The following is a 25421-nucleotide window of genomic DNA, read 5'->3' on the forward strand; positions in this document are numbered from 1 at the left end:
TTTACAGACTTTGCTTTAATGACAGCACCGTTTCTTCATCAGGCGTAACGTAAACTGTCTGCTGATGGTCATATATGACAAATCCAGGTTTCGCTCCACTTGGTTTTTTAACATGCCGGACTTGGGTGAAGTCAACTGGTACTGAACTGGAATTACGGGCTTTGCTGAAGTATGCTGCGAGAGATGCAGCTTCAAGAATTGTATTTTCTGCCGGTTCCTTGCTTCGGATAACCACATGTGAACCAGGGATATCCTTTGTATGCAGCCAGATCTCATCCCTTGCGGCCAACTTGTTCGTTAAATAATCATTCTGCTTGTTGTTTTTTCCAACCAATATTTCGGTTCCGTCTGTGGAAGTATAGCGGTCAAGAACAGGCTTAAGGCTCTGCTGTTTTTTATTGCCCCGTCTTTGCCTTTCTCTAATATAACCGCCTTCAACAAGCTCTTCTCTAATTTCGGCAATGTCTCTTGTTGATGCAGTTTCTACTTGCTGCAGAAGAGAATCGAAGTATGACGCTTCCTCTTCCGCCTTCTTAATTTGCTCTTTTACGGCAATTACTGCATTTTTTGCTTTTTGGTATTTTGTAAAATATTTTTGTGCATTCTCTGAAGGAGTCTTCTGTGGATCCAGCGGAATGATAACCGCTCCGCCATTTTCATCGTAATAATTGATGACTTCCGCTTCCTTCATCCCTTTTTGGATCGCATAAATATTGGCTGTGATTAATTCTCCATATAATTGATGTTTATCGGCATTTTCTGCTTCATGGAGGGTTCTTTTTAGCTTTTCAATTTTTTTCTCATTCTTTTCTTTCTCATTTACTATAAATCGTTCAAGGTCATTGGATTGCTGTTTGACCCGGTCTCTTTCCGCTTTTCCAAAATAAAAGCGGTCCAGCATTTCGCTCAAGGAATTAAATTCCCTGCTTTCCCCTTTTATATGCTGGAGAGGCAATAAATAAAAGCTTTCCTTTTGTTCACCTGCTGTAATGGCTGGCCTTATGGAATGGTCCTTTAGGGAGCCTATTAATTGCTGGAAGCTGTTTGGAACAGTTGTTCTGTTTATAAGACCAGCTTGGTGTATGACTTCTTTTGCAAAAAGCGGTGAAATTCCAGCGAAGCTCGCTACGAGCTGTTTATCCACTTTCCCGCTGTTAAAGTCGATCTTACGAAGTATATCGTCTTTGTCTGCTTCGAAAGGATTCATTTTATCCTGGGACGGAGGGAGAATATACTCCTGTCCAGGCAAAATCGCACGATGGCTATTAACTGCATAAGATACATGTTTGACGCTATCTAGAATAATATTGCGGGATTTATCCACCAATGTAATATTACTGTGTCTGCCCATTATCTCAACAATCAGCTGTTTATAGGATGTATCACCAATCTCATTCCTGCCTTTAACTTCAAACACGATTATACGGTCAAGCCCGATTTGATGGACATCTTCAAGTATGTATCCTTCCAGATGCTTTCTTAAAAGCATGCAGAACATCGGAGGCTCTGATGGATTTTCATGTGCTTCATTGGTAAGCTGGACTCTCGCATAGCTTGGATGGGCTGACAGCAAGAGCCTGTGATTCCTCCCATTTGCCCGCACAACTAAAATAATTTCATTCTTATAAGGCTGCTGAATCTTATTGATTCTGCCGCCCTTTAAAGTATCTATAAGCTCTTTCGTCATTGCTCTTGTAAACAAACCATCAAATGACATATTGGAACATCCTCTTCTATTATTAATAACAGCCTATCACTTGCTGCAGATATACATTATTCTTTCATTTAAATAATAAAAATCAAGTTTTAAGACTTGGCTTAATGTCTTCGCTAGGGGGTTCCGCTTTTCTATAATATCAGAATATATATCTTCGTACTTCGATAACTGTCTGGCGCAAGCAGCCTACCCCCTCGAGATACCGGGGGTGGGCAAGGCGCTTCCGCTTTTCTTTTTAATAATAGCATTTTTTTGGACAGGGCTGAATATGCTTTCTTTAGAGTGAGATTGGACAACTCTGCTTCACTTGATTGACCAGAAGAAGCAGGACGGTCTGCCATCTGGCGGATTCACTTAAAGTCTGGCTGTGAGTGCTGATGAATTTCTTTACTATTGTATCCCTTCTCCATGCAGCTCATGGCTTTTCTCAAACCACAAAGGAGGAAGTGTGATGTCCGGATGAAGTTCCATGAAATGAATGAAAGGGAGGTTGAGCAAGCCTTAAATACAGATATTAAGGCGGGCTTAACAGAGGATGATGTAAAAAAACGGCATAAACAATATGGTTATAATGAGTTGAAAGAGGGAGAAAAGCAGTCAGCTTTACTCTTATTTTTTAGTCAATTTAAAGATTTCATGGTTCTTGTCCTGTTAGCAGCAACCTTAATATCAGGGCTGCTTGGTGAATATATTGATGCAATTGCCATTATTGCAATTGTAGTCATAAATGGCTTTTTGGGTTTCTTTCAGGAGAGAAAAGCGGAAAAGTCTTTGCACGCACTTAAGGAATTATCAGCTCCTCAAGTTATTGCATTGCGTGATGGACAATGGAAGAAGATCCCTTCCAAAGAAGTGGTGGCAGGGGACCTATTGAAATTTGCGACAGGTGACAGAATTGGAGCAGATATGAGAATCGTAGAGTCCAATAGCCTGGAAATTGAGGAATCCGCTTTGACTGGAGAATCTCTTCCTGTCCAAAAAAGGACCGGTTCCTTGAAAACTGCTAATCTGGCTATTGGAGATATGGAGAACATGGCTTTTATGGGGACTATGGTAACCCGTGGCAATGGACTGGGCGTAGTTGTCGGAACAGGGATGAATACTGCCATGGGGCAGATTGCTGATCTTCTGCAGAATGCTGAAACAATGACGACTCCGCTTCAGAGAAGATTGGAACAGCTGGGCAAAATCCTCATTACGGCAGCGATTTTACTGACTGTCCTTGTTGTTGTGGCTGGTGTGGTGCAGGGGCAGGAATTATATACAATGTTCCTTGCCGGTGTTTCCTTGGCAGTAGCAGCCATTCCAGAAGGGCTCCCGGCCATCGTGACGGTAGCTCTGTCGCTTGGGGTACAAAGAATGATAAGAAAAAAAGCAATCGTCCGGAAGCTTCCAGCGGTTGAAACACTGGGCTGTGCATCTGTGATATGTTCAGACAAAACTGGCACTATGACTCAAAACAAAATGACAGTTACGCATCTCTGGAGCGGCGGGAAAGAGTGGAGAGTAGATGGTATCGGCTATGAGCCGCAAGGCCATTTTTATAGAAATGAGAATCAAATTGAACCGAAAAGTGATAAAGCACTCCAGCAAATGCTGATGTTTGGCATGTTATGCAACCATGCTGAAATACAGCAGAAAAATAATGAGTTTGTGATTGATGGAGATCCGACAGAAGGGGCTCTGCTAGTAGCGGCCATGAAGGCGGGCTATAACAGGAGCAGTCTGTTAAACCAATTCCAGATTATCAATGAGTTTCCGTTTGACTCAGCCCGAAAAATGATGAGTGTTGTGGTAAAGGATCATAACGGAAGGCAATTTATAGTAACCAAAGGAGCACCCGATGTATTAGTCGGAAAGAGTGAATCGGTTCTTTGGGAGGGGAAGCGTCAGATTCTTTCGAGGGAGCTCACAGGTGAAATTCAGGGAGCGATAGAAGATCTAGCTTCTCAAGCCTTGAGAACGATAGCGATTGGCTTTAAGGAAATCCCCTCAAAAAATGTCATTCTTGATGAGAAAGAGGCGGAGAAGGGATTAACATTTATCGGGCTGCAGGGGATGATTGATCCGCCAAGGCCTGAGGTAAGGGAAGCAGTCAAGGAATGCAAGGAAGCAGGAATTAAAACGATCATGATTACAGGAGATCATGTGATTACTGCACAGGCAATTGCCAAGCAGTTAGGCATTTTAACACAAGGCTCTAAAGTCCTTCAGGGCAAAGACCTGGCAGAGATGGCGGTTGAAGATCTTGAAGATGTGGTTGAGGATGTCGCAGTATTTGCCAGAGTATCACCTGAGCATAAATTGAAAATTGTAAAGGCTCTCCAGAACAGAGGCCATATTGTTGCCATGACAGGGGATGGTGTCAATGATGCCCCGGCCATTAAAGCAGCAGATATCGGAATATCGATGGGCATAACAGGGACCGATGTTGCCAAAGAGGCCTCCGCTCTGGTACTGCTCGATGACAATTTTGCTACCATAAAAGCCGCGATAAAAGAAGGAAGAAATATTTACGAGAATATTCGAAAGTTTATCAGATATCTGCTTGCATCCAATGTTGGTGAAATTCTGGTTATGCTGTTTGCTATGCTTCTTGCCCTTCCGCTGCCCTTAGTGCCAATCCAGATTCTCTGGGTGAACCTTGTAACGGATGGACTTCCTGCAATGGCTCTTGGCCTTGACCAGCCAGAGGAAAATGTGATGAAGCGGAAGCCGAGGAGTCCAAAGGAAGGTGTATTTTCAAGAGGGCTTGGCTGGAAAGTAGTTTCCAGAGGTTTTTTAATTGGCCTTGTGACATTGCTGGCGTTCATTTTTGCCTATAGGGCAAATCCGGAACATCTTGCGTATGCACAGACAGTAGCATTTGCTACATTGGTAATGGCACAGCTGATTCATGTATTTGATTGCCGCAGTGAAAAATCTGTATTCTCGAGAAATCCTTTCGGCAATAAATATTTAGTCTGGGCAGTCATCTCGTCCCTTGCTTTAGTGCTGGTTGTCATATACTATCCGCCGCTTCAGCCAATTTTTCACACCGTCCCAATTGAATTGCGCGACTGGTTTATGATCACAGGACTCTCAGCCGTACCAACATTTTTACTGGCAGGCACATTTTTGGCAAGAAAAACAAAATGAAATATGTTATAATCCTTTAGGTAGTAGAGAAGAACTCTATTACCTTTCTTTTTTGCGCAAACATATAAATCTACATCATTACTTGATTTTTATACATAACTGCACAGGCATCATGCCGCTAACTGAAAGTAATAGTGCTTTTTATAAGCTGTGCTTTTCCCAAAAGGAAGTGTGAGAAATGGCAGTAAGCATGACTGGTTATGGCAGAAGCAAGAAAGAATCCGGGCAATGTTCCATTACGGTTGAAATAAAGACTGTAAACCATCGTTTTTCCGAGTTTCAGATCAGAATGCCCAGACAGCTGATGCATATCGAAGACAAGATTAAGAAAAAGCTTAACGGGCATATCAAAAGAGGCAGAATCGAGGTTTATATCACCATTGACGGCGATGGCCTGTCCAGCAGGAAAGTTAATGTTGATTGGGAACTATTGGATGAATATTATCAATACATAACTGCAATTCAAACAAAGTACCAAATCTCAACGGATCTATCCATCGGGAATATCATACGGGAAGAACTGATTGGTATAGAAGAAAAGGAGTCCGGCAATGAAGAATTGAGCCAGCTGGTCCTTTCTGCTGCTGAAGAAGCATGCCTGCAGTTAACTGAGATGAGGAGGCTTGAGGGGGATGAGCTGGAAAAAGATCTACGAAGCCATCTTAGTCTTTTAAGCAGCAGGGTCCTCAAGCTGAGAGAGTACACTCCAAAGGTCGTGCAGCTTTACCGGGAGAGATTGGAAAAGCGTATGAGAGAATTTCTTGATGGCCAGGTGGAAGAACCGAGAATTTTAACAGAGGTAGCGATGTTCGCTGATAAAGCGGATATCAGTGAAGAACTGACAAGACTTCAAAGTCATATTAGCCAATTTGAAAAGACCCTTCAGCTTTCAGAACCGGCTGGAAGAAAACTTGACTTTATTCTGCAGGAAATGAACCGGGAGGCCAATACAATCGGCTCCAAGGCAAACAGTGCTGAGATAGCTGCCGAAGTGGTTGAAATAAAGAGTTTACTGGAAAAAATGAAGGAACAAGTTCAAAATATTGAATAGCAGTTGTTTAGATTCCGGCTCTGGGGGTCAAAATAAATAACTGATGATTGGAGGACCCAAATGTCAATTAAACTGATCAATATCGGATTTGGCAATATTGTCTCTGCCAACCGGATAATATCAATAGTCAGTCCAGAATCTGCCCCGATTAAACGGATCATTCAGGACGCACGTGACCGGGGCTCTTTAATAGATGCTACATATGGAAGGCGCACCCGGGCTGTTATCGTTATGGACAGTGACCATGTCATTTTGTCTGCGGTCCAGCCGGAAACTGTTGCGCACCGATTAAATGACCGTGATGAAATTGTTGAGGAAGGGTAGGATTTTATAAATGAAAGAAAAAGGGTTATTGATTGTTCTATCCGGACCCTCAGGTGTAGGAAAAGGAACAGTAAGAAAAGAGATATTTGCTCAGCCTGATACTGCGTTTGAATACTCCATATCAATGACAACGAGATCTCCGAGAGCAGGAGAAGTCAATGGAGTTGATTATTTTTTCAAAACGCGTGAAGAGTTTGAAGAGCTGATCAGGCAGGATAAGCTGCTTGAATATGCAGAGTTCGTCGGTAACTACTACGGAACGCCAGTTGATTATGTAAGAGAAACACTGGACCGGGGCAAAGATGTTTTTCTTGAAATCGAAGTTCAGGGTGCCCGCCAAGTGCGTGAGAAATTCCCTGACGGCTTGTTCATCTTCCTGGTTCCACCTAGTTTATCCGAGCTTAAGAACCGTATCGTAACCAGGGGAACAGAGACAGAAGATATAATTAACAATCGCATGAGTGCAGCGAAAGAAGAGATCGAAATGATGAACTTATATGATTATGTTGTAGAGAATGATCAAATCGATCTTGCCTGCGAAAGAATTAAATCCATTGTAGTAGCAGAACACTGCCGCAGGGAACGTGTAGAACCTAAATACAAAAAGATGCTGGAGGTAGAATAAATATGCTTTATCCTTCTATTGATTCTCTAATGACAAAGATTGATTCCAAATATTCACTTGTTTCTGTTGCTGCCAAGCGTGCCCGTAAGCTTCAGCTTAATGCCAGACCACAGCTTGAGAGCTATAAATCACATAAAAATGTGGGAAAAGCACTTGAGGAAATCCATGCGGACCAGCTTCATTATCGGCTTGGTGAAAAGACTGCGAATGAATCATACGAGTAAAATCGCTGAATAACAACCTTTTAAAAGGTTGTTATTTTTGTTTAAAGGTTTTATTAGATGAAAATTCACTGCTCTTCTTGCATAATAAAACTATCATGAAAACTAAGCCATTAACGGCCAGTGCTGCTTATAGAAATATTATAGCAGGCCGTTTTTCATAGAGATGAATTATTTTTTTAGATTGGTGGGGTCATATAATGCTGACTGGAAAGAAGATATTATTATGTGTAACCGGCGGAATTGCTGTTTATAAAGCTGCAGCCTTAACGAGCAAGCTTACTCAGGCTGGAGCGCAGGTGAAAGTTATCCTAAGTGAATCGGCTGCTAAGTTTGTAGCACCATTAACCTTTCAGGCTCTTTCAAGACATGATGTTTACACCGACACTTTCGATGAAAAAGATTCGAAAGTAATTGCTCATATCGACCTGGCTGATTGGGCCGATTTGATTCTAGTTGCTCCTGCTACAGCAAATGTAATCGGAAAGCTGGCCAATGGAATTGCAGACAATATGATCACAACAACCCTTTTGGCGGCCTCATCACCAATCTGGATTGCGCCTGCAATGAATGTACATATGTACAGCCATCCTGCTGTCCAGAAAAATATTGAAACCTTATATCGTTTTGGATGCAGATTCATAGAGCCTTCAGAAGGGTATCTTGCATGCGGCTATGTTGGAAAAGGCAGGCTGGAAGAACCAGAGAAAATTATAGATACAATTGAAGAATTTTTTAAGCCTTCCAGATTGGAGCTATCTGGCCGGAAAGTGGTCATAACTGCCGGCCCAACAAGGGAAAAAATTGATCCTGTCCGTTATATTACAAACCATTCTTCAGGTAAAATGGGCTATGCAATTGCGGAAGCAGCTGTATCTGCAGGAGCTGAAGTTGTATTGATATCCGGTCCGGTTACAATTAATGCTCCTGCTGGCTTAAAACTGATAAAGGTAGAATCTGCTGAGGAAATGTATCAAGCGGCAATAAGCGAATTTGATCATGCGGATGTTGTCATTAAGACCGCTGCAGTCTCCGATTATCGTCCAAAGGTGACTTCTGCGCAAAAAATGAAAAAACAGCCCGGGGATGAATTATTGGAACTTGAAAGAACAAAAGATATATTATTCGAATTGGGACAAAAAAAGAAGAAGCAAATCCTTATAGGGTTTGCGGCTGAAACTGAACAGGTTGATGAGTATGCACAGGGCAAGCTAAAGAGGAAAAATGCCGATCTGATCGTAGCCAATAATGTAACTGCAGAAGGAGCAGGCTTTGGAACAGACACCAATATTGTTACATTTTTTAAAAAAGATGGGTCTTCGGAAAAGCTTCCGCTTATGGCAAAAAAGGATGTTGCAGTAAAAATTCTTGAAGAAGCTGCGATCTTGCTAAAGGATGAGCATGAATGAATATTGCGAGAGTCATTGTCGATGTACCTGCCAAACAGACAGACCGGGCATTTGACTACAAAATACCCTCTCATCTGGAAGGTGTCATTCTCCCCGGCATGAGGGTTGTTGTTCCATTTGGACCTAGGAAGATCCAGGGGTTTGTAACAGCATTACAAGCAGAGTCCGATTTTCAGCAGCTTAAATCCATTTCAGAGCCGATGGACTTAAATCCAGTCCTTAATCAGGAGCTCTTGACTCTAGGTGAATGGCTGACAGAAAAAACATTATGCTACAAAATCTCTGCCTTTCAGGCAATGCTGCCTGCAGCATTGAAGGCAAAATACGAAAAGAAGCTTGTAATGGCAAAAAATGCAGATCGTAAACTGCTTCCTGAAAGAGTATCTGCTCTCTTTCAGAAAACTGAAGAAATTTTATGGGATGATGCAGTAAAGAGCGGAGCTTTGCCGCTTCTTCAAAAGGAAGCATCCAATGGAAATATCGAAATTATCTACCAAGTAAAAGAACGAGTGAAAAAGAAAAAAGTAAAGCAGGTATTCGCGGCTGCTGACCCTAATAAGCTTGCTGATTATCTTCAACAGCTTCCGGGCAACGCAACCAAGCAGAAAGAAGTGCTTGAGTATTTTCTTCATGAGGAAGGACCGGTCGATCAGAAAGAGTTATTTTCCTTGTTTGGAATAACATCGTCCACCATAAAAGGGCTTATGCAAAAAGGGCTGCTTGGCCAGAGGGACGTGGAAATTTATCGAAATCCATTTGGAGACCGTGAATTCGAAAGAACTGAACCGCTCTTTTTGACCGATGGACAGAGAAAGGCTATAATCCCGATCCTTAATTCTATTGAAAATAACCGGCATGAAACATTTTTGCTTTATGGGGTAACAGGAAGCGGAAAAACTGAGGTGTATCTGCAATCCATTCAGCGAGTGCTTGAGAATGGCAAAGAAGCCATTGTCCTTGTTCCTGAGATTTCTTTAACTCCGCAGATGGTCAAACGCTTCAAGGGCAGATTTGGCAATCAGGTTGCCGTAATGCACAGCGGCCTTTCAGCTGGAGAAAAGTATGATGAATGGAGAAAGATTCAGCGGAAGGAAGTCAAGGTTGTTGTGGGAGCGCGATCGGCTATCTTTGCCCCTTTTGAAAACCTCGGAATCATTATCATTGATGAAGAGCACGAAACCAGCTATAAGCAGGAAGAGAACCCAAGATACCATGCAAGGGATGTCGCCATCGAAAGAGCGGGAAATCATAAATGTCCTGTGGTGCTTGGAAGTGCAACTCCCTCATTGGAATCTTTTGCGCGAGCACATAAAGGAGTTTACCATCTCCTCATTCTCGAAAATAGAATGAACAATCAGGCTCTCCCTTCCGTTGATATCATTGATATGCGGGAAGAGCTGCGTGAAGGGAACCGCTCGATGTTCTCAAGGAAACTCCTCGAAAAAATTAAAGACCGTCTCGGGAAAAAAGAGCAGATCGTATTATTTTTAAATAAAAGAGGACATTCCTCATTTGTTATGTGCAGGGACTGCGGATATGTTATTAATTGTCCTCATTGTGATATATCTTTGACTTATCATCGGTATAACCAGCAGATGAAATGCCATTACTGCGGCTATGAGGCACCCGTTCCAAATGCATGTCCGGAATGCGAAAGTGAGCATATCCGTTATTTTGGAACAGGCACTCAAAAAGTGGAAGAGGAATTGGCGAAAATTTTGCCGGAAGCGAAGGTAATCCGGATGGATGTCGATACAACCAGCAGGAAGGGAGCACATGAAAAGCTCCTTGATCAATTCCAGGATGGGCATGCAGATATTCTTCTTGGGACTCAGATGATTGCTAAGGGTCTTGATTTCCCCAATATTACCTTAGTAGGCGTACTATCGGCAGACACGATGCTGCACCTGCCTGATTTCCGATCTTCTGAAAAAACCTTTCAGCTTCTGACTCAGGTAAGCGGGCGTGCAGGGAGGCATGAATTGGAAGGGGAGGTAATTATTCAAACCTACACTCCTGAACATTATAGTATTGAACTGGCGGGGGAGCAGGATTACGATAAATTTTATGAAAGAGAAATGATGGTCCGCAAAATTCATAGATATCCCCCTTTCTACTATATATCCCTTGTCACCGTCAGCCACGAGGAATTAATGAAGGCTGTTTCGGTAACTGAGAAAATCACGCAGTATATTCAGTCAAAATTATCTGCAGAGAGCATAGTCCTTGGTCCAGTTGCATCGCCGATACCGCGGATCAATAATAGATATCGGTATCAATGTCTGATAAAATACAAGCGGGAGCCGGAACTTGGCCTGGCGCTGAAGAAAGTCCTGGATAATTATCAGCAGGATATTGCTACTGGGGGCCTATCCGTCTCAATTGACCTGAATCCTTATATTTTAATGTAATTTCTTAACCATAAGGTTAGTTTGTTTGAACTTAGAGAACTGTTGGCCTTACAAAGAACGTTTTACAGCTTCAAATCATAAGTCTAAAAGCGTTAGCTATTTAGGAGGAGCTTTTCAGGAGCTTCTGTTTTTGTGGTTATGAATAAACTCAATTTGGTTGAAAATAGATAAAAATGGAGGAAATGTTTTGGCAGTAAAAAAAATTGTATCTTATCCGGCTGAGGTTCTGGAGGCAGAATGCGAACCCGTTAAGGTGTTTGATAAAAAGCTGGGCAAGCTGTTAAATGATATGTATGATACGATGATCGAATTCGATGGTGTCGGGCTTGCTGCTCCGCAAATCGGGCTTAGCAGGCAAATTGCCATTGTTGATATAGATGATGAATTTGGAACAATTGAAATAATTAATCCCGAAATCCTTGAAACGAATGGGGAACAGACAGGCCCTGAAGGGTGCCTAAGCTTTCCTGGGTTATATGGTGAAGTAACAAGGCCTGAATATGTAAAAATCAAGGCGCAGGATCGAAAAGGGAAATATTTTACCCTCGAGGCTGAGGATTTCCTGGCAAGAGCGATCCTCCATGAAATTGATCATTTGCATGGGGTGCTATTTACCTCAAAAGTTACAAGATACTTGAACGAAGAAGAGTTGGAAGGATTGGAAGCTGAATGACAAAAATCGTATTTATGGGCACACCCGATTTTTCAGTGCCTGTACTGAAGCAAATAATAGAGGACGGATATGAAGTAATCGGAGTGGTTACTCAGCCCGACAGGCCTGTTGGAAGGAAAAAGGTTCTTACTCCCCCGCCTGTAAAAGTCGAAGCTGAAAAACAGGGCATCCCTGTGTATCAGCCCGAAAAAATCCGCCAGCCAGAAGAGCTGGAGAAAGTTCTTGCTCTTAAGCCTGACCTGGTTGTCACGGCTGCATTTGGACAAATTTTGCCGAAGGAGCTTTTGGATGCACCCAAGTTCGGCTGCATAAATGTACATGCATCATTGCTCCCTGAATTGCGCGGCGGTGCACCTATTCACTACTCCATTCTGCAGGGGAAAGAAAAAACGGGAATCACCATTATGTACATGGCTGAGAAGCTTGATGCCGGCGATATTTTAACACAAGTGGAAGTGCCGATTACGGAAAGAGATACAGTTGGCACTCTTCACGATAAACTTAGCGCTGCTGGGTCAAAGCTTTTGTCTGAAACACTGCCAAAGCTCCTGAATAGTGAACTCACTCCCATCAGGCAAAATGATGAAGAAGCCACTTTTGCTTATAACATTAAAAGAGAACAGGAAAAAATCGACTGGGGCAAAACTGGTGAAGAAATCTATAACCACATTAGAGGGTTAAATCCATGGCCGGTTGCCTATACAACTTTTGACGGCAAAGTGATTAAAATCTGGAATTCGGAGAAGGTTAAATCTGCTGAAAACAAAGAACCGGGAACAATTATCAGGCTTGAGGAAGATGGAATCGTTGTGGCAGCAGGGAATGAGACAGCCATTAAAATTACAGAACTGCAGCCTTCCGGAAAGAAAAAGATGCCAGCAGAACAATTTTTAAGAGGCTCAGGATCCCATCTAACTCCCGGCGGCCGTTTGGGAGACTCCGAATGAAAAAGCTAAAAAAGAAAAATGTAAGAGAAACTGCACTGGAACTTCTCGAAGCCATTGAAAAAAATCAGTCCTACAGCAATCTATTACTTAATAACGCCATAAAAAAGAACGAAATTGACCAGAAGGACATCGGTCTTCTTACTGAACTGACTTATGGTACCCTTCAACGCCGGATGACACTCGATTTTTACCTGCAGCCTTTTTTAGCAGGCAATAAAAAAATTGAAAGCTGGGTAAACCAGCTCTTAAGGCTTACACTGTATCAGATGGTTTTTCTTGATAAAATTCCAGATCGCGCAGCTATTTTCGAGGCAGTAGAAATAGCAAAACGATGGGGGCATAAAGGGATTTCCGGCATGGTCAATGGCGTGCTCAGGAACGTTCAAAGAAAGGGGCTTCCTGATCTTGAGCAAATTGAAGACAGTGTTGAACGCCTTTCCATTGAGACTAGTCATCCCGCGTGGCTTGTAAAAAGATGGGCCGATCAGCTTGGGTTTGAAGAAACAAAGAAAATGTGTGAAATTAACTTGACTGCTCCACTTCAGACTGCAAGGGTAAATGAGGTAAAGGCCTCGAGGGAAGAATGCTTGTCACTTCTTAAGGAAGAAGGATTTGAAGTGGAACCAAGTCAGTTTATACCAGTTGCCATTAAATGTTTAAGAGGAAACCTTGCCAATTCGCGTGTCTTCAAAGATGGCCTGATTACTATTCAGGACGAAAGCTCCATGCTCGCTGCTTATGCCCTTGGAGGAAATCCAAATGAAAAGATTCTGGATGCCTGCGCAGCACCCGGAGGAAAAACCACACATATTGCAGAAAAAATGCAAAATACTGGACAAGTCATTTCGCTGGACCTTCACGAGCATAAAGTAAAGCTGATTAATGATAATGCCGATAGACTGGGACTATCGAATATTAAGACAAATGCCCTTGACAGCAGGAAAGTGCAGGAGCATTATGAAAAAGAATCATTTGACCGTATTTTAGTGGATGCCCCATGCTCAGGCCTTGGAGTTATGAGAAGAAAGCCTGATATGAAATACACAAAAAAAGAAGATGATTTATATCATCTTCATAAGATTCAAAGAAATCTTTTGGATGCCGTTTCACCTTTGCTGAAAAAAGGTGGTATTCTTGTTTATAGTACATGTACAGTGGACAAGGAAGAGAATCAGCATGTTGTCCAGTCGTTTTTAAAGAATAATGCGGAATTTGAGGGAGATATATCAGTTCGTGAGCGAATGCCTAAAGCAATTGCTCCGTTTATAGATAATTTTGAACTGCAGATTTTACCGCAGGATATTGGTTCGGACGGGTTTTATATAGCCTGTCTGAGAAAGAAGGTGCAATAAATGGAACAAACAGCAGCAGAGAAAATAACAGAAGCAGAACAAAAACCATCCGTTTATACTTTACAGCTGAATGAGCTGAAGGATTGGCTTAAAGAAAATAATGAGAAAGCTTTCAGGGCTGAGCAAATTTTTGATTGGCTTTACACAAAAAGAATCACATCATTTGAGGATATGACGAACCTGTCAAAAGGGTTAAGAGATACGCTATCAGCAAATTTTTCGCTGACAACTCTTAAAACGATCATTCAGCAGGAGTCAGCTGATGGGACAATAAAATTTTTATTTGAACTTCATGATGGCTATTCCATTGAAACCGTACTGATGAGGCATGACTATGGTAATTCAGTATGTGTAACTACTCAAGTGGGCTGCCGAATCGGCTGTACATTCTGTGCTTCAACTTTAGGCGGATTAAAACGGAATCTTGAAGCAGGAGAAATCGTTGCTCAGGTCGTAAAAGTACAACAGGCACTAGATGAGACAGATGAACGGGTCAGCTCGGTTGTTATTATGGGGATCGGTGAGCCATTTGATAATTATGACAGTATGCTGTCATTCCTGAAGATAATCAACCATGATAAAGGGCTGAATATCGGTGCGCGCCATATCACTGTTTCGACTAGCGGAATCATCCCAAAAATCTATAAATTTGCAGATGAAAATATGCAGATCAATTTCGCGATCTCATTACATGCTCCAAACACAGAAATCAGAAGCCGCCTGATGCCAATAAATAGAGCTTATAAGCTGCCGGACCTTATGGATTCAATCAGGTACTATATAAATAAAACAGGCAGACGAGTGAGTTTCGAATATGGATTATTCGGAGGGGTCAATGACCAGGTGGAACATGCCGAAGAGCTGGCAAAGCTAATAAAAAATGTGAAGTGCCATGTTAACCTGATTCCAGTAAACTATGTGCCTGAACGAGATTATGTGAGGACACCCAAGGATCAAATTTTTGCTTTTGAAAAGACACTGAAGAACCACGGCATTAATGTAACCATTCGCAGGGAGCACGGTCATGATATAGATGCAGCATGCGGACAACTTCGTGCAAAGGAGCGAAAAGAGGAGACGAGGTGACAGAATGAAAGCTGTTTTTATGACAGATCAAGGCAAAGTCAGGCAGCATAACGAAGATAATGGCGGCATCTATGTGAACAGCAAGGGGCAGCGCCTTGCCATCGTAGCAGATGGCATGGGCGGCCACCGGGCTGGCGATGTGGCAAGCGAAATGACGCTAACAAGTTTAAAAGGATTCTGGGATCAGACAGATGACTTTCAGACTGCCGAAGAGGCGGAAGGATGGCTGCGGAAGTATATTGCAGAGGTCAACACCATTCTTTATGAACATTCGAAAGAAAATGAACAATGTGAAGGCATGGGAACAACTGTTGTGGCTGCAATCTGTACTGATCGTTTTGCGACAATTGCCAATATCGGCGACAGCAGATGTTATATCTTGAATGAATCGGGTTTTCAGCAGCTGACGGAAGATCATTCCCTAGTGAATGAACTTGTAAGGTCCGGGCAGATTACCAAGGAAGATGCTGAGCATCATCCAAGAAAAAATGTGCTCCTCCGGGCATTGGGAACTGAAGCAGCGGTTGAGATGGATATCAAAACCATAACGTTTGAAGAGGGCGATTTATTATTATTATGCTCTGACGGTTTGTCCAACAAGGTAGATGTGGCTGAAATGATTGAAATCCTCAAAAGCGGACGAACTCTGGAGGAAAAAGCCTCAGTGCTGATTGAACAGGCCAATAATAATGGCGGCGAAGACAATATTACGCTCGTGATTGCTGAGTATTTTGAAAGCAATGAGAGCGGGATGATAAATGATGATTAAGGGAAGAAGATTAAGCGGCCGCTATAAGATTCTTGATATGATTGGCGGAGGCGGCATGGCAAATGTCTACCTGGCCCATGACATGATTCTGGATCGAGATGTAGCGGTGAAAGTGCTTCGGATGGATTTTGCCGAAGATGAAGAATTTATCCGCCGTTTTCATCGTGAAGCCCAATCAGCTACCAGCTTAGCCCACCCGAACATCGTCAGTATCTATGATGTTGGCGAAGAGGATTCAATCTATTATATTGTGATGGAATATGTAGATGGACAAACGTTAAAGCAATACATACAGCAAAACAGCCCGATTCGCATAGATGATTCGCTGGAAATTATGAAACAGCTCACCTCAGCCATATCTCATGCACATCAAAACCATATCATACACCGGGATATTAAACCGCATAATATTTTGATAGATAGGCATGGTAATGTAAAGATTACTGATTTCGGAATTGCCATGGCATTAAGCGCTACCAGTATAACTCAGACCAATTCTGTTTTAGGCTCTGTTCATTATCTTTCTCCGGAACAGGCCAGGGGGGGGATGGCCAACAGAAAGTCTGATATCTACTCCCTTGGCATTGTTATGTTTGAGCTTTTGACAGGCAGGCTTCCTTTCTCAGGTGAATCCGCTGTATCAATAGCTCTCAAACATCTGCAGTCAGAGACGCCTTCCCTTAAGAGATGGAATCCTTCAATACCGCAAAGTGTTGAAAATATCGTTTTAAAAGCGACAGCTAAAGATCCTTTTCACAGGTATGATTCTGTTGAAGATATGGAAGAGGATATCAGTACAGCGCTTGAACCCGAAAGGCTTCATGAAGGAAAGTTTATGGTCCCGATTGACGATGATGCTACAAAGGCAATCCCTGTTATTACGGATGACCGCCCATACCAAAGCATGGACGAAACACTTATACATGCTAAGGATCCAAAGGGAGACACGCAGCCTGTGGCAAAACCTCTTCCTGAAAAGAAGAAGAAGGAAAAAAAGAAAAAAAAGAAGAAAAAGAAATGGCCAATTATTCTGGTATCCGTCTTTTTGTTTCTGGCTGTGTTAGGCATCCTGGCCATAACTGTTTTACCTGATCTTATTGCGCCCAAGGATGTCCAGGTTCCTGATGTGTCAGGAAAAGAGGTGGAAGACGCAGTAGCAGAGCTTATTGCCGCTGGGTTTACGGTTAGGGATACAAAGCCGATAAGTGACCCTGATGTGGAAGAAGGTCTGGTAGTAAAAACAGATCCGAAAGCAGGCAGAACCGTAAAAGAAGGAACTTCCATTGATATCTATGAAAGCACTGGCAAGGAAAAATTTGAATTAGCTGATTACCAGGGCAGGCAATACGACGATGTAGTCCGCTTGCTTGAAAGCAAAAATTTTAAAAGCATTGAAAAAACAGAAGAAAATAATGAGAGTGAGCCGGCTGGGACAATCCTGGACCAAAACTTCTCAGAAGGCGATCTTGTCGTTCCCGAGGATACAGAATTGATTTTTACTGTCAGCAAAGGTCCGGCGCCAATTGCCTTAAAAGACCTGCGCGGCTATAACGAAAAGGGGCTGCAGGAGTACGAAGAATCGTCGGGATTAAAAGTAGAATATGGAGAAGAAGAATTTCATGAGGAAGTCCCAGAAGGACTAGTCATCAATCAGGATCCGGCACCAGGCACAAACCTGGCAAGCGGACAGAAAGTGACGGTGGTTCTTTCAAAAGGGAAAAAAGAACTTCTTCCTAAGACAGAAAATATTGAGATCAGCGTTCCCTATGAGCCTGCAGCCGAAGGTGAGCCAAATGAAGTTCAGATTATCATTAAGGATATGAATAATCCTGGTTCTGAACCAGTTCATACAGAGCTGATTTATGAAGATACGGTAATCCCAATTGATATAACAATTGCTCCCGGACAGAATGCCACTTATAAGGTTCTGCGGGATGGCCAGGTTTTTGAAGAAAAGGAAATCCCTTATCCGGAAGAAGAATCATAAGCAAGGAGTGTTGCTATGCCTGAGGGCAAAATTATTAAAGCCTTAGCCGGGTTTTATTATGTTTTTAGCGGAAATGAAATCATTCAGTGCCGAGGCCGCGGAGTTTTCCGGAAAAATAAGGTTAACCCGCTGGTCGGTGATGAAGTCGTGTTTCAGGCAGAAAGTATTACAGAAGGATACATCTTAGAAGTAAAAGAACGGAAAAATGAGTTGATCCGTCCGCCAATTGCAAATGTTGATCAGGCCATTCTAGTGTTTTCAGCTGTTGAACCGGGCTTCAGCACCTCTCTATTAGATCGTTTCCTGGTGCTGGTTGAATTCAATCGTATAAAGCCAATCATCTGCATTACTAAAATAGATCTGACAGACGAACATGGGTATAAGGAAATCCAGCAATATGCATCAGATTACCGCAAAGCCGGCTATGATGTTTTGCTGACTTCCTCCGAAACAGAAGAAGGCGTTAAAGACTTAATGCCATATCTGGAAGGCGAGATCTCCGTTTTTGCAGGACAGTCAGGTGTGGGGAAATCATCTTTGTTAAATGTATTAAGACCAGATTTAGAGCTGAAAACAAATGATATTTCTTCACATTTGGGCAGGGGAAAGCATACAACCAGGCATGTAGAACTGATAGAGGTTGGGAAAGGGCTTGTTGCTGATACCCCGGGATTCAGCTCCCTTGAATTTACAGATATCGAATTGGAGGATCTGAATTATTGCTTTCCGGAAATTCAGGAGAAAAGCGATCAATGCAAATTTAGAGGCTGCCTGCACATGGCAGAACCGAAATGCGCTGTAAAGGCCGCCAGTGAAAACGGTGAAATTCCTTCCTACAGATACGAACACTACAAAACCTTTCTGCAGGAAATAAAAGATAGAAAGCCGAGGTATTAATTCATGGTAAAAATCGCACCTTCGATTTTATCGGCAGATTTTTCCAAATTGGGAGAAGAGATTAAAGATGTAGAGCGCGGCGGAGCTGATTATATTCATGTCGATGTAATGGACGGCCATTTTGTACCGAATATTACAATTGGTCCATTAATTGTTGATGCAATCCGTCCTGTGACAAAGCTGCCCCTGGATGTTCATTTGATGATAGAAAATCCGGATAACTACATTGAGGCATTTGCTAATGCGGGGGCAGATTATATCACTGTACATGCAGAAGCATGCAAACACCTTCACAGAACGATTCATTTTATTAAATCATTCGGGGTCAAGGCAGGAGTGGTTCTTAACCCGGCTACACCAGTTAATATGATTGAGCATATTATTGATGATATTGATATGGTATTGCTTATGACTGTTAATCCTGGTTTTGGAGGACAAAAGTTCATCCCTGGCGTTCTTCCTAAGATTAAGGCGGTTAAGGAAATGGCTGACGCAAAAGGTCTAAATATTGAAATTGAAGTGGACGGCGGAGTGAATGAAGAAACAGCACAATTGTGCATTGAAGCTGGAGCGAATGTGCTTGTTGCCGGGTCGGCAATTTATAATCAGAAAGACAGAGCCGTGGCGATTGCTGCTTTAAAAGGTTCGAAATAAAAAAGAGCCAGCTTGAATAGAGCTGGCTTTTTATAATATAAGATATATATCATGATTGGAGCAATATGAAATGATTATAAATATTTTAGCTGGCGGCCCTGAGGATTTGCTGCCTGAACTGTCTTCATTCAGTAATGCCGGTGACAATTGGGTCGGGGTAGATAGAGGAGTGCTTACACTCATTCAAAATGGCATGCAGCCGAAAATGGCATTTGGCGATTTTGATTCTGTGTCAAATGAAGAACTATTAATCATTGAAGAAAAAGTAAAAGAGCTGAACAGGTTCAAGCCGGAGAAAGACGAAACCGACATGGAGCTTGCCCTGAATTGGGCACTGGAACAAAATCCTGAGAAAATCCGTCTGTTTGGCGCCACAGGCGGCCGGCTTGACCACTTATTTGCAAATATTCAGCTGTTAATAAAGCCTGTACTTGAAGGAAACTTTGTTCCTGTCGAAATTATTGACAAAAAAAATAAGATTAATATTAAAGCTCCAGGTGAATACACCATAAAGCAAAATCCAAATTTCAAATACATTTCTTTTGTCCCGATCACAATGGAAATTAAGGGCCTCACATTAAGAAATTTCAAGTATCCGCTCACAGATCGGACCGTCTCTGCCGGTTCTACTCTTTGTATCAGCAATGAACTTATTGATGATTGTGGTACTTTTTCTTTTACTGAAGGCATATTAATGGTTGTAAGAAGCAAGGATTAAGAGCCGGGCCAGTGCTGCCCTGCAAGGTGCTGGGAATCTGGATATGAGTGCTGGCATGAATTGCTTTCTGATCATTTTTTGTAATCATGAGTACTCATCTTTCGTTATTTGAATAAGATGGTAAAGACGATTTAAGGACAGAATGGATGCGTAAGATCGTGAGGAGGGACACGAGTAATGAGATTTTATACAATCAAACTTCCTAAATTTTTAGGGGGCATTGTGCGTGCCATGTTAGGGACCTTCAAAAAGGGGTAAACTCCCATAAATGAAAAAGAAAATAGCATTAAAAACTGGGCACCTCTCTGGGGTGCTTTTATTTTTTGATTCAATGGGGGAGAATGAATAGTGGATTATAAAAAGGAAAATAAAAAGGACATCCTAGAAGGATGTCCCTGAGCAGATTAAACGCGCTCAACTTTACCTGATTTAAGTGCTCTTGCAGATACCCAAACACGTTTAGGTTTACCGTCTACAAGAATACGTACCTTTTGAAGGTTAGCACCCCAAGTACGCTTGTTAGCGTTCATCGCGTGAGAACGTGCGTTACCTGAAGTTGTTTTTTTACCAGTTACAACACATTTGCGTGGCATGTATGTTTCCCTCCTTACTAAAAGCATAAGCTGAAACTATTTTTCAATGCTTTCATTTGCAATAGTCAGATTCATCCATCTGAATTAATGAGGAATTCCGTTTCGGATCTCGACATTAAAAGATACTTTAATAATTTATCATACAACCCTTCTGATTGCAATAGTTTGCTTTCAAGAAAATTTCCTTGACATAGGGGTATGGAACATGAGCTATAATAGGGATGGGGAAGTATGGCTTTCAATATTACAGCCCATATAGTAAAATATCATAAGGTATGCATAAAGCTTTGGAGTTAGAAAGATCGCTGCCCAGCTGAAAAGGATGCATTCTCCTTTAACAGCAAGCTTGCCTCCATTTTACAATTAAGGGGGAACGCCAGCGTTTCCGTAAAGCGGGAGCGCTTGAAGAAGCTTTTATTAAAAGCAATTTCCAAAGGGGGAACGAACCATGTCCATCGAATTAAAAACGAATTTCGGGCAAATTGATATCTCTAATGACGTAATTGCAACAATCGCAGGCGGAGCAGCAGTTGACTGCTACGGCATCGTAGGGATGGCCTCTAAAAATCAAATTAAAGATGGCCTTACAGATATACTTCGAAAAGAGAATTTTACCCGCGGTGTTATTGTACGCCAGGAAGAAGATGAAGTACATATCGATATGTATATTATTGTAAGTTACGGAACGAAAATTTCCGAGGTTGCCCACAATGTGCAATCTAAAGTGAAATACACCCTTGATAAAACAGTTGGGCTAAGTACGGACTCGGTTAATATTTACGTTCAGGGAGTTCGTGTAACGAACCCGTAGTGAGGAGGAAAGACTTGTGTCAAAAAGAGATTTAGATGGGAAGCTTTTTGCCGAAATGGTCATACAAGGAGCGAACCATTTATCTGCTAATGCAAAATTAGTGGATGCGTTAAATGTTTTCCCTGTTCCTGATGGAGACACAGGAACGAACATGAATTTGTCAATGACTTCCGGTGCAAAGGAAGTAAAAGCTAATATTCAGGAACATATTGGGAAGGTGGGCTCTGCTCTTTCTAAAGGTTTGCTGATGGGGGCCCGCGGGAACTCTGGAGTAATTCTCTCCCAGCTGTTCCGAGGCTTCTCAAAGCATATTGAACAGAAATCTTCCATCAATGGCAAAGAGTTTGCTGATGCTTTGAATTCAGGTGTGGAAACTGCTTATAAAGCTGTTATGAAGCCGGTTGAAGGAACAATTTTAACCGTTGCTAAAGATTCCGCTAAAAAAGCGGTGCAGGCTGCAAAAAATGAAGATGATATCGTAGTGATTATGGAGGAAGTGTTAAAAGAAGCACGGGCTTCTTTAAACCGGACTCCGGATCTTCTTCCTGTCTTAAAAGAAGTTGGGGTTGTAGACAGCGGCGGGCAGGGTCTTGTTTTTGTATATGAAGGATTCCTTGCAGAGCTCAAGGGCGAAAAACTTCCTGATACACCAGCAGCCCTTCCAAAGATGGATGACCTGGTTAGCGCAGAACACCATAAAAATGTTCATAGTTTTATGAACACTGAAGATATTGAATTTGGTTATTGCACAGAGTTTATGGTCAAGTTCGAAACTGAAAAGCTATCTGCTAATCCTTTTTCAGAAGACAAGTTCCGCCAGGACTTAAGCAAATATGGCGACTCGCTTCTTGTGATTGCGGATGAACAGCTTGTAAAAGTACATATCCACTCTGAACAGCCAGGAGATTGCCTGACATACGGACAGCGCTATGGGAGCTTAATCAATATGAAGATTGAAAACATGCGCCAGCAGCACACCAATTTGATTGATGACGTTCCTACACCATTGGCAGCTGAAGCTAAGCCAAAGGAAAAGCAGGAATACGGAATCGTTACAGTATCAATGGGCAGCGGGATTGCGGATCTTTTCCGAAGCATCGGAGCACATGCCGTCATTGAGGGCGGCCAGACGATGAATCCTAGTACGGAAGATATTGTAAAGGCCATCAAAGAAGTGAATGCCAAGAAAGTAATCATTTTGCCAAACAATAAAAATATCATCATGGCTGCACAGCAGGCTGCAGAAGTGACTGAAGAAGAAGCAGTAGTTGTTCCTTCCAAGACCGTCCCTCAGGGAATGGCTGCCCTGCTTGCTTTTAATCCAAGTGCCGGACTCGCAGAAAATGAAGAAGGCATGACAGATGCCCTTCAGCATGTGAAGACAGGCCAAATTACATTTGCTGTCCGTGATACAAGCATCGATGGCCTCGAAATTGAAAAAGATGATTTTATGGGCATCTCAGATGGGGAAATTGTTGTCAAGAACAAGGATAGAGTGCAGGCTGCCAAAGATCTTCTCGATGGAATGATTGATGAAGACTCTGAGATCCTAACCGTATTAAAAGGTGAAGATGCGGCAGAAGAGGAAGTGGATTCACTTATCAGCTATATTGAAGATAAGTATGAAGATGTTGAAGTCGAAGTGCATGATGGCAAACAGCCGCTATACTCTTTTATATTTTCAATCGAATAAACAATAAAAAAAGCGAGGGCCCAGCCTTCGCTTTTGTCCATTTAAAACGATTACATTTTAGTGAACTTCGGAAATATTAATTTATTTGGTTAAAGATTGCTTACTTGCCTATTTAGATTATAGTGTGCTAGTTATAAAGCAGGCGCTGTATAAGCCTGCAGTTAAAAGTAATTGAGCAGGGAGGGGTGGCGGACTGCCTTGAGAAAATATATTTGGCAGCCGTTCAATAAACGTGAATCCAAATTATAATCAGTCTGTTACAGCTGTTAAAGGCATCGGGGAGGAAACAGCAGTATCACTTGCTGAAATGAACATAAACACTGTAAAAGATTTGCTTGAATATTTCCCATATAGATATGAGGATTACAGGCTCAAGGATCTGGAAGAGATTAAGCATGATGAAAGAGTAACTGTGGAAGGAAAGATCCACAGTGAACCTTCACTCGCCTATTATGGAAGGAAACGGTCCAGGCTGACTGTGAGAGTTCTTGTAGGCAGATATCTGATACAAGTGGTCATGTTTAATCAGCCATATTTAAAGAATAAAATTACATTGAACGAAACTGTGACAGTGACAGGCAAATGGGACCAGCACCGCCAGATCATAACAGCCAATGAATTAAAAATAGGGAGTGCCTCCAGTAACAAGGATTTTGAGCCTGTTTACGCTGTGAAAGGAAATATCACTGTCAAGGGAATCAGACGTTTTATAAAACTGGCTTTTTCACAGTATGGAAATGAGATATCAGAAACTTTGCCTGAAAAATATCTTTTGCAATATAGGCTTTTGGATAGGCGAGATGCTATGAGATCGCTCCATTTTCCTGCCAATGATCAGGAACTTAAACAGGGAAGACGGCGATTTGTTTATGAAGAATTCTTCTATTTTCAATTAAAAATGCAGGCACTAAGAAAGATTGAAAGAGAGCAGTCTAAAGGGATTGCGCAAGCTTATGATCTTTCGAGGCTGATGGAGTTTATAGACTCTCTGCCATTTGCCTTAACCAATGCCCAGAAAAGGGTGGTTAATGAGATTCTGACTGACATGAAATCGCCTTATCGGATGAACAGGCTATTACAGGGGGATGTTGGTTCCGGCAAAACGGCTGTTGCGGCAATCGCCCTATTTGCCAGCAGGACAGCAGATTTCCAGGGAGCTTTAATGGTGCCGACCGAAATCCTTGCAGAGCAGCATGCGGAATCTTTAAAAACGATGCTTGAGCCATTTGGCCTGCGATGTGAACTCCTGACAAGCTCCGTCAAAGGAAAGCGCAGAAGAGAAATTCTTCAGCATTTAAAGGATGGAGAAATTGATGTTCTTATAGGCACACATGCACTTATCCAGGAAGAAGTGGAATTTAATAAACTGGGGCTTGTTATTACTGATGAACAGCATAGATTTGGTGTCGGGCAGCGGCGCATCCTCAGGGAAAAAGGCGAGAGTCCGGATGTTCTGTTTATGACTGCCACGCCAATCCCGAGAACATTGGCCATTACTGTTTTTGGGGAAATGGATGTTTCCATCATAGATGAAATGCCGGCAGGGCGAAAAGCGATTGAAACTTATTGGGCAAAACCTGAAATGCTTGATAGAGTACTTGGTTTTATGGAAAAGGAGCTTTCAGCAGGCCAGCAAGTATATGTGATATGTCCCCTAATTGAGGAGTCGGACAAGCTGGATGTTCAAAATGCTATAGATGTCCATGCAACATTGATGCATCATTTTCATGGCCGCTATGATGTGGGCCTCATGCATGGCAGGCTTCACCCAGATGAAAAAGAAAATGTAATGAAGGCTTTTAGCCGAAATGAAACTCAAATTCTTGTTTCTACTACAGTTGTCGAGGTGGGTGTAAATGTCCCAAATGCAACGATTATGGTGATCTATGATGCTGAGCGCTTTGGACTTGCACAGCTGCACCAATTAAGGGGCAGGGTAGGGAGAGGAGATAAACAATCTTATTGTGTTCTTTTAGCAGACCCCAAATCGGAAGTTGGAAAAGAACGAATGAAAATCATGACGGAAACCAATGACGGATTTGCACTAAGTGAAAAGGACCTTGAGCTGAGGGGACCTGGGGACTTTTTCGGAAAAAAACAAAGCGGGCTCCCGGAATTTAAAGTCGCCGATATGGTCCATGATTACCGCGCTCTCGAAACCGCCAGAAACGATGCAGCTTCTCTTGTTGAATCCCATGAATTCTGGCATTCAGATGAGTACCTGCCTTTGAGAAATTATTTAAAGGAAACAGGAGTGCTGGAAGGGGAAAAACTGGACTAAAGGATCGAATGTCACACGCTGAGCTGATTGGAGTGGAGGGAGCTTGATCTTCGAAAAATGTTCT

At 42.3% G+C, this 25421-nt stretch carries 22 protein-coding genes; 20 read left to right on the forward strand and 2 right to left on the reverse strand.

Annotated features, from left to right (window positions below; translation table 11 throughout):
- Position 1: 1 nt before the first annotated feature.
- Positions 2–1717, reverse strand: coding sequence for an Rqc2 family fibronectin-binding protein (locus tag A361_RS09380; protein WP_019381729.1), 1716 nt, complete (start codon positions 1715–1717; stop codon positions 2–4).
- A 459-nt stretch (positions 1718–2176) separates the two neighbouring features.
- On the opposite strand from A361_RS09380, the gene A361_RS09385 reads away from it, so the two are divergent.
- The 17 genes from A361_RS09385 to spoVM all read left to right on the forward strand — a co-directional run bounded on the left by A361_RS09385 (position 2177) and on the right by spoVM (position 20237).
- Positions 2177–4855, forward strand: a complete 2679-nt coding sequence (locus A361_RS09385) for a calcium-translocating P-type ATPase, SERCA-type (protein ID WP_019381730.1) — start codon at positions 2177–2179, stop codon at positions 4853–4855.
- Between the two features lie 178 nt (positions 4856–5033).
- Positions 5034–5906 carry a YicC/YloC family endoribonuclease gene (locus tag A361_RS09390; protein WP_019381731.1) on the forward strand — a complete coding sequence of 291 codons (873 nt, stop codon included), beginning with the start codon at positions 5034–5036 and terminating at the stop codon, positions 5904–5906.
- A gap of 60 nt (positions 5907–5966) precedes the next feature.
- Positions 5967–6230, forward strand: a complete 264-nt coding sequence (gene remA, locus A361_RS09395) for an extracellular matrix/biofilm regulator RemA (protein ID WP_009330821.1) — start codon at positions 5967–5969, stop codon at positions 6228–6230.
- Positions 6231–6240: 10 nt separating this feature from the next.
- Entirely contained in the window at positions 6241–6855 is a 615-nt protein-coding gene (gmk, locus tag A361_RS09400) for a guanylate kinase (protein ID WP_009330820.1), read from the forward strand.
- 2 nt (positions 6856–6857) lie between these two features.
- A complete protein-coding gene (rpoZ, locus tag A361_RS09405) occupies positions 6858–7079 on the forward strand; it encodes a DNA-directed RNA polymerase subunit omega (protein WP_009330819.1) in 222 nt (73 codons plus the stop codon).
- 197 nt (positions 7080–7276) lie between these two features.
- Positions 7277–8485, forward strand: coding sequence for a bifunctional phosphopantothenoylcysteine decarboxylase/phosphopantothenate--cysteine ligase CoaBC (gene coaBC / locus A361_RS09410; protein ID WP_009330818.1), 1209 nt, complete (start codon positions 7277–7279; stop codon positions 8483–8485).
- Positions 8482–10896 (forward strand): primosomal protein N', encoded by a 2415-nt coding sequence (gene priA / locus A361_RS09415; RefSeq protein WP_019381732.1) that lies wholly within the window; start codon positions 8482–8484, stop codon positions 10894–10896. Before coaBC ends, priA begins: the two co-directional genes overlap by 4 nt.
- 187 nt (positions 10897–11083) lie before the next feature.
- Positions 11084–11569 carry a peptide deformylase gene (gene def / locus A361_RS09420; protein ID WP_009330816.1) on the forward strand — a complete coding sequence of 162 codons (486 nt, stop codon included), beginning with the start codon at positions 11084–11086 and terminating at the stop codon, positions 11567–11569.
- Positions 11566–12516, forward strand: coding sequence for a methionyl-tRNA formyltransferase (gene fmt / locus A361_RS09425; protein ID WP_019381733.1), 951 nt, complete (start codon positions 11566–11568; stop codon positions 12514–12516). Before def ends, fmt begins: the two co-directional genes overlap by 4 nt.
- Entirely contained in the window at positions 12513–13868 is a 1356-nt protein-coding gene (gene rsmB, locus A361_RS09430) for a 16S rRNA (cytosine(967)-C(5))-methyltransferase RsmB (RefSeq protein WP_009330814.1), read from the forward strand. Before fmt ends, rsmB begins: the two co-directional genes overlap by 4 nt.
- The gene (gene rlmN, locus A361_RS09435) at positions 13869–14954 is read left to right on the forward strand and encodes a 23S rRNA (adenine(2503)-C(2))-methyltransferase RlmN (RefSeq protein WP_019381734.1); all 1086 of its coding nucleotides are present in this window, start codon (positions 13869–13871) and stop codon (positions 14952–14954) included. It begins immediately after the preceding gene.
- A gap of 4 nt (positions 14955–14958) precedes the next feature.
- Positions 14959–15723 carry a Stp1/IreP family PP2C-type Ser/Thr phosphatase gene (locus tag A361_RS09440; RefSeq protein ID WP_019381735.1) on the forward strand — a complete coding sequence of 255 codons (765 nt, stop codon included), beginning with the start codon at positions 14959–14961 and terminating at the stop codon, positions 15721–15723.
- A complete protein-coding gene (pknB, locus tag A361_RS09445) occupies positions 15716–17710 on the forward strand; it encodes a Stk1 family PASTA domain-containing Ser/Thr kinase (RefSeq protein WP_033196565.1) in 1995 nt (664 codons plus the stop codon). The genes A361_RS09440 and pknB overlap by 8 nt, the downstream gene beginning before the upstream one ends.
- 15 nt (positions 17711–17725) lie before the next feature.
- Positions 17726–18607 carry a ribosome small subunit-dependent GTPase A gene (gene rsgA, locus A361_RS09450; RefSeq protein ID WP_019381737.1) on the forward strand — a complete coding sequence of 294 codons (882 nt, stop codon included), beginning with the start codon at positions 17726–17728 and terminating at the stop codon, positions 18605–18607.
- 3 nt (positions 18608–18610) lie between these two features.
- Positions 18611–19261 carry a ribulose-phosphate 3-epimerase gene (gene rpe / locus A361_RS09455; RefSeq protein WP_009330809.1) on the forward strand — a complete coding sequence of 217 codons (651 nt, stop codon included), beginning with the start codon at positions 18611–18613 and terminating at the stop codon, positions 19259–19261.
- Positions 19262–19331: 70 nt separating this feature from the next.
- On the forward strand, positions 19332–19979 hold the full coding sequence (locus tag A361_RS09460) for a thiamine diphosphokinase (RefSeq protein ID WP_019381738.1): 648 nt from the start codon (positions 19332–19334) through the stop codon (positions 19977–19979).
- 177 nt (positions 19980–20156) lie between these two features.
- Positions 20157–20237 carry a stage V sporulation protein SpoVM gene (spoVM, locus tag A361_RS09465; protein WP_019381739.1) on the forward strand — a complete coding sequence of 27 codons (81 nt, stop codon included), beginning with the start codon at positions 20157–20159 and terminating at the stop codon, positions 20235–20237.
- A gap of 146 nt (positions 20238–20383) precedes the next feature.
- On the opposite strand, the gene rpmB is transcribed toward spoVM, so the two are convergent.
- Entirely contained in the window at positions 20384–20572 is a 189-nt protein-coding gene (rpmB, locus tag A361_RS09470; RefSeq protein WP_019381740.1) for a 50S ribosomal protein L28, read from the reverse strand.
- A gap of 448 nt (positions 20573–21020) precedes the next feature.
- Between rpmB and A361_RS09475 the strand changes: the two genes are divergently transcribed.
- The 3 genes from A361_RS09475 (at position 21021) to recG (ending at position 25357) form a co-directional block, all read left to right on the forward strand.
- Entirely contained in the window at positions 21021–21383 is a 363-nt protein-coding gene (locus A361_RS09475) for an Asp23/Gls24 family envelope stress response protein (protein WP_009330806.1), read from the forward strand.
- Between the two features lie 16 nt (positions 21384–21399).
- Positions 21400–23076 (forward strand): DAK2 domain-containing protein, encoded by a 1677-nt coding sequence (locus A361_RS09480; RefSeq protein ID WP_019381741.1) that lies wholly within the window; start codon positions 21400–21402, stop codon positions 23074–23076.
- 232 nt (positions 23077–23308) lie between these two features.
- Complete coding sequence (gene recG, locus A361_RS09485; RefSeq protein WP_019381742.1) at positions 23309–25357, forward strand: ATP-dependent DNA helicase RecG; 2049 nt, start codon at positions 23309–23311, stop codon at positions 25355–25357.
- Positions 25358–25421: the final 64 nt, after the last annotated feature.

This window comes from Cytobacillus oceanisediminis 2691, from assembly GCF_000294775.2.
GTDB classification, from domain to species: domain Bacteria; phylum Bacillota; class Bacilli; order Bacillales; family Cytobacillaceae; genus Cytobacillus; species Cytobacillus pseudoceanisediminis.

What these genes read in the sequence shown, in the direction of transcription:
- A361_RS09380 (WP_019381729.1), bottom strand. Translation starts at nt 1,717, where the DNA reads ATGTCATTTGATGGTTTGTTTACAAGAGCAATGACGAAAGAGCTTATA.
- A361_RS09385 (WP_019381730.1), top strand. Translation starts at nt 2,177, where the DNA reads ATGAAGTTCCATGAAATGAATGAAAGGGAGGTTGAGCAAGCCTTAAAT.
- A361_RS09390 (WP_019381731.1), top strand. Translation starts at nt 5,034, where the DNA reads ATGGCAGTAAGCATGACTGGTTATGGCAGAAGCAAGAAAGAATCCGGG.
- remA (WP_009330821.1), top strand. Translation starts at nt 5,967, where the DNA reads ATGTCAATTAAACTGATCAATATCGGATTTGGCAATATTGTCTCTGCC.
- gmk (WP_009330820.1), top strand. Translation starts at nt 6,241, where the DNA reads ATGAAAGAAAAAGGGTTATTGATTGTTCTATCCGGACCCTCAGGTGTA.
- rpoZ (WP_009330819.1), top strand. Translation starts at nt 6,858, where the DNA reads ATGCTTTATCCTTCTATTGATTCTCTAATGACAAAGATTGATTCCAAA.
- coaBC (WP_009330818.1), top strand. Translation starts at nt 7,277, where the DNA reads ATGCTGACTGGAAAGAAGATATTATTATGTGTAACCGGCGGAATTGCT.
- priA (WP_019381732.1), top strand. Translation starts at nt 8,482, where the DNA reads ATGAATATTGCGAGAGTCATTGTCGATGTACCTGCCAAACAGACAGAC.
- fmt (WP_019381733.1), top strand. Translation starts at nt 11,566, where the DNA reads ATGACAAAAATCGTATTTATGGGCACACCCGATTTTTCAGTGCCTGTA.
- rsmB (WP_009330814.1), top strand. Translation starts at nt 12,513, where the DNA reads ATGAAAAAGCTAAAAAAGAAAAATGTAAGAGAAACTGCACTGGAACTT.
- rlmN (WP_019381734.1), top strand. Translation starts at nt 13,869, where the DNA reads ATGGAACAAACAGCAGCAGAGAAAATAACAGAAGCAGAACAAAAACCA.
- A361_RS09440 (WP_019381735.1), top strand. Translation starts at nt 14,959, where the DNA reads ATGAAAGCTGTTTTTATGACAGATCAAGGCAAAGTCAGGCAGCATAAC.
- pknB (WP_033196565.1), top strand. Translation starts at nt 15,716, where the DNA reads ATGATTAAGGGAAGAAGATTAAGCGGCCGCTATAAGATTCTTGATATG.
- rsgA (WP_019381737.1), top strand. Translation starts at nt 17,726, where the DNA reads ATGCCTGAGGGCAAAATTATTAAAGCCTTAGCCGGGTTTTATTATGTT.
- rpe (WP_009330809.1), top strand. Translation starts at nt 18,611, where the DNA reads ATGGTAAAAATCGCACCTTCGATTTTATCGGCAGATTTTTCCAAATTG.
- A361_RS09460 (WP_019381738.1), top strand. Translation starts at nt 19,332, where the DNA reads ATGATTATAAATATTTTAGCTGGCGGCCCTGAGGATTTGCTGCCTGAA.
- spoVM (WP_019381739.1), top strand. Translation starts at nt 20,157, where the DNA reads ATGAGATTTTATACAATCAAACTTCCTAAATTTTTAGGGGGCATTGTG.
- rpmB (WP_019381740.1), bottom strand. Translation starts at nt 20,572, where the DNA reads ATGCCACGCAAATGTGTTGTAACTGGTAAAAAAACAACTTCAGGTAAC.
- A361_RS09475 (WP_009330806.1), top strand. Translation starts at nt 21,021, where the DNA reads ATGTCCATCGAATTAAAAACGAATTTCGGGCAAATTGATATCTCTAAT.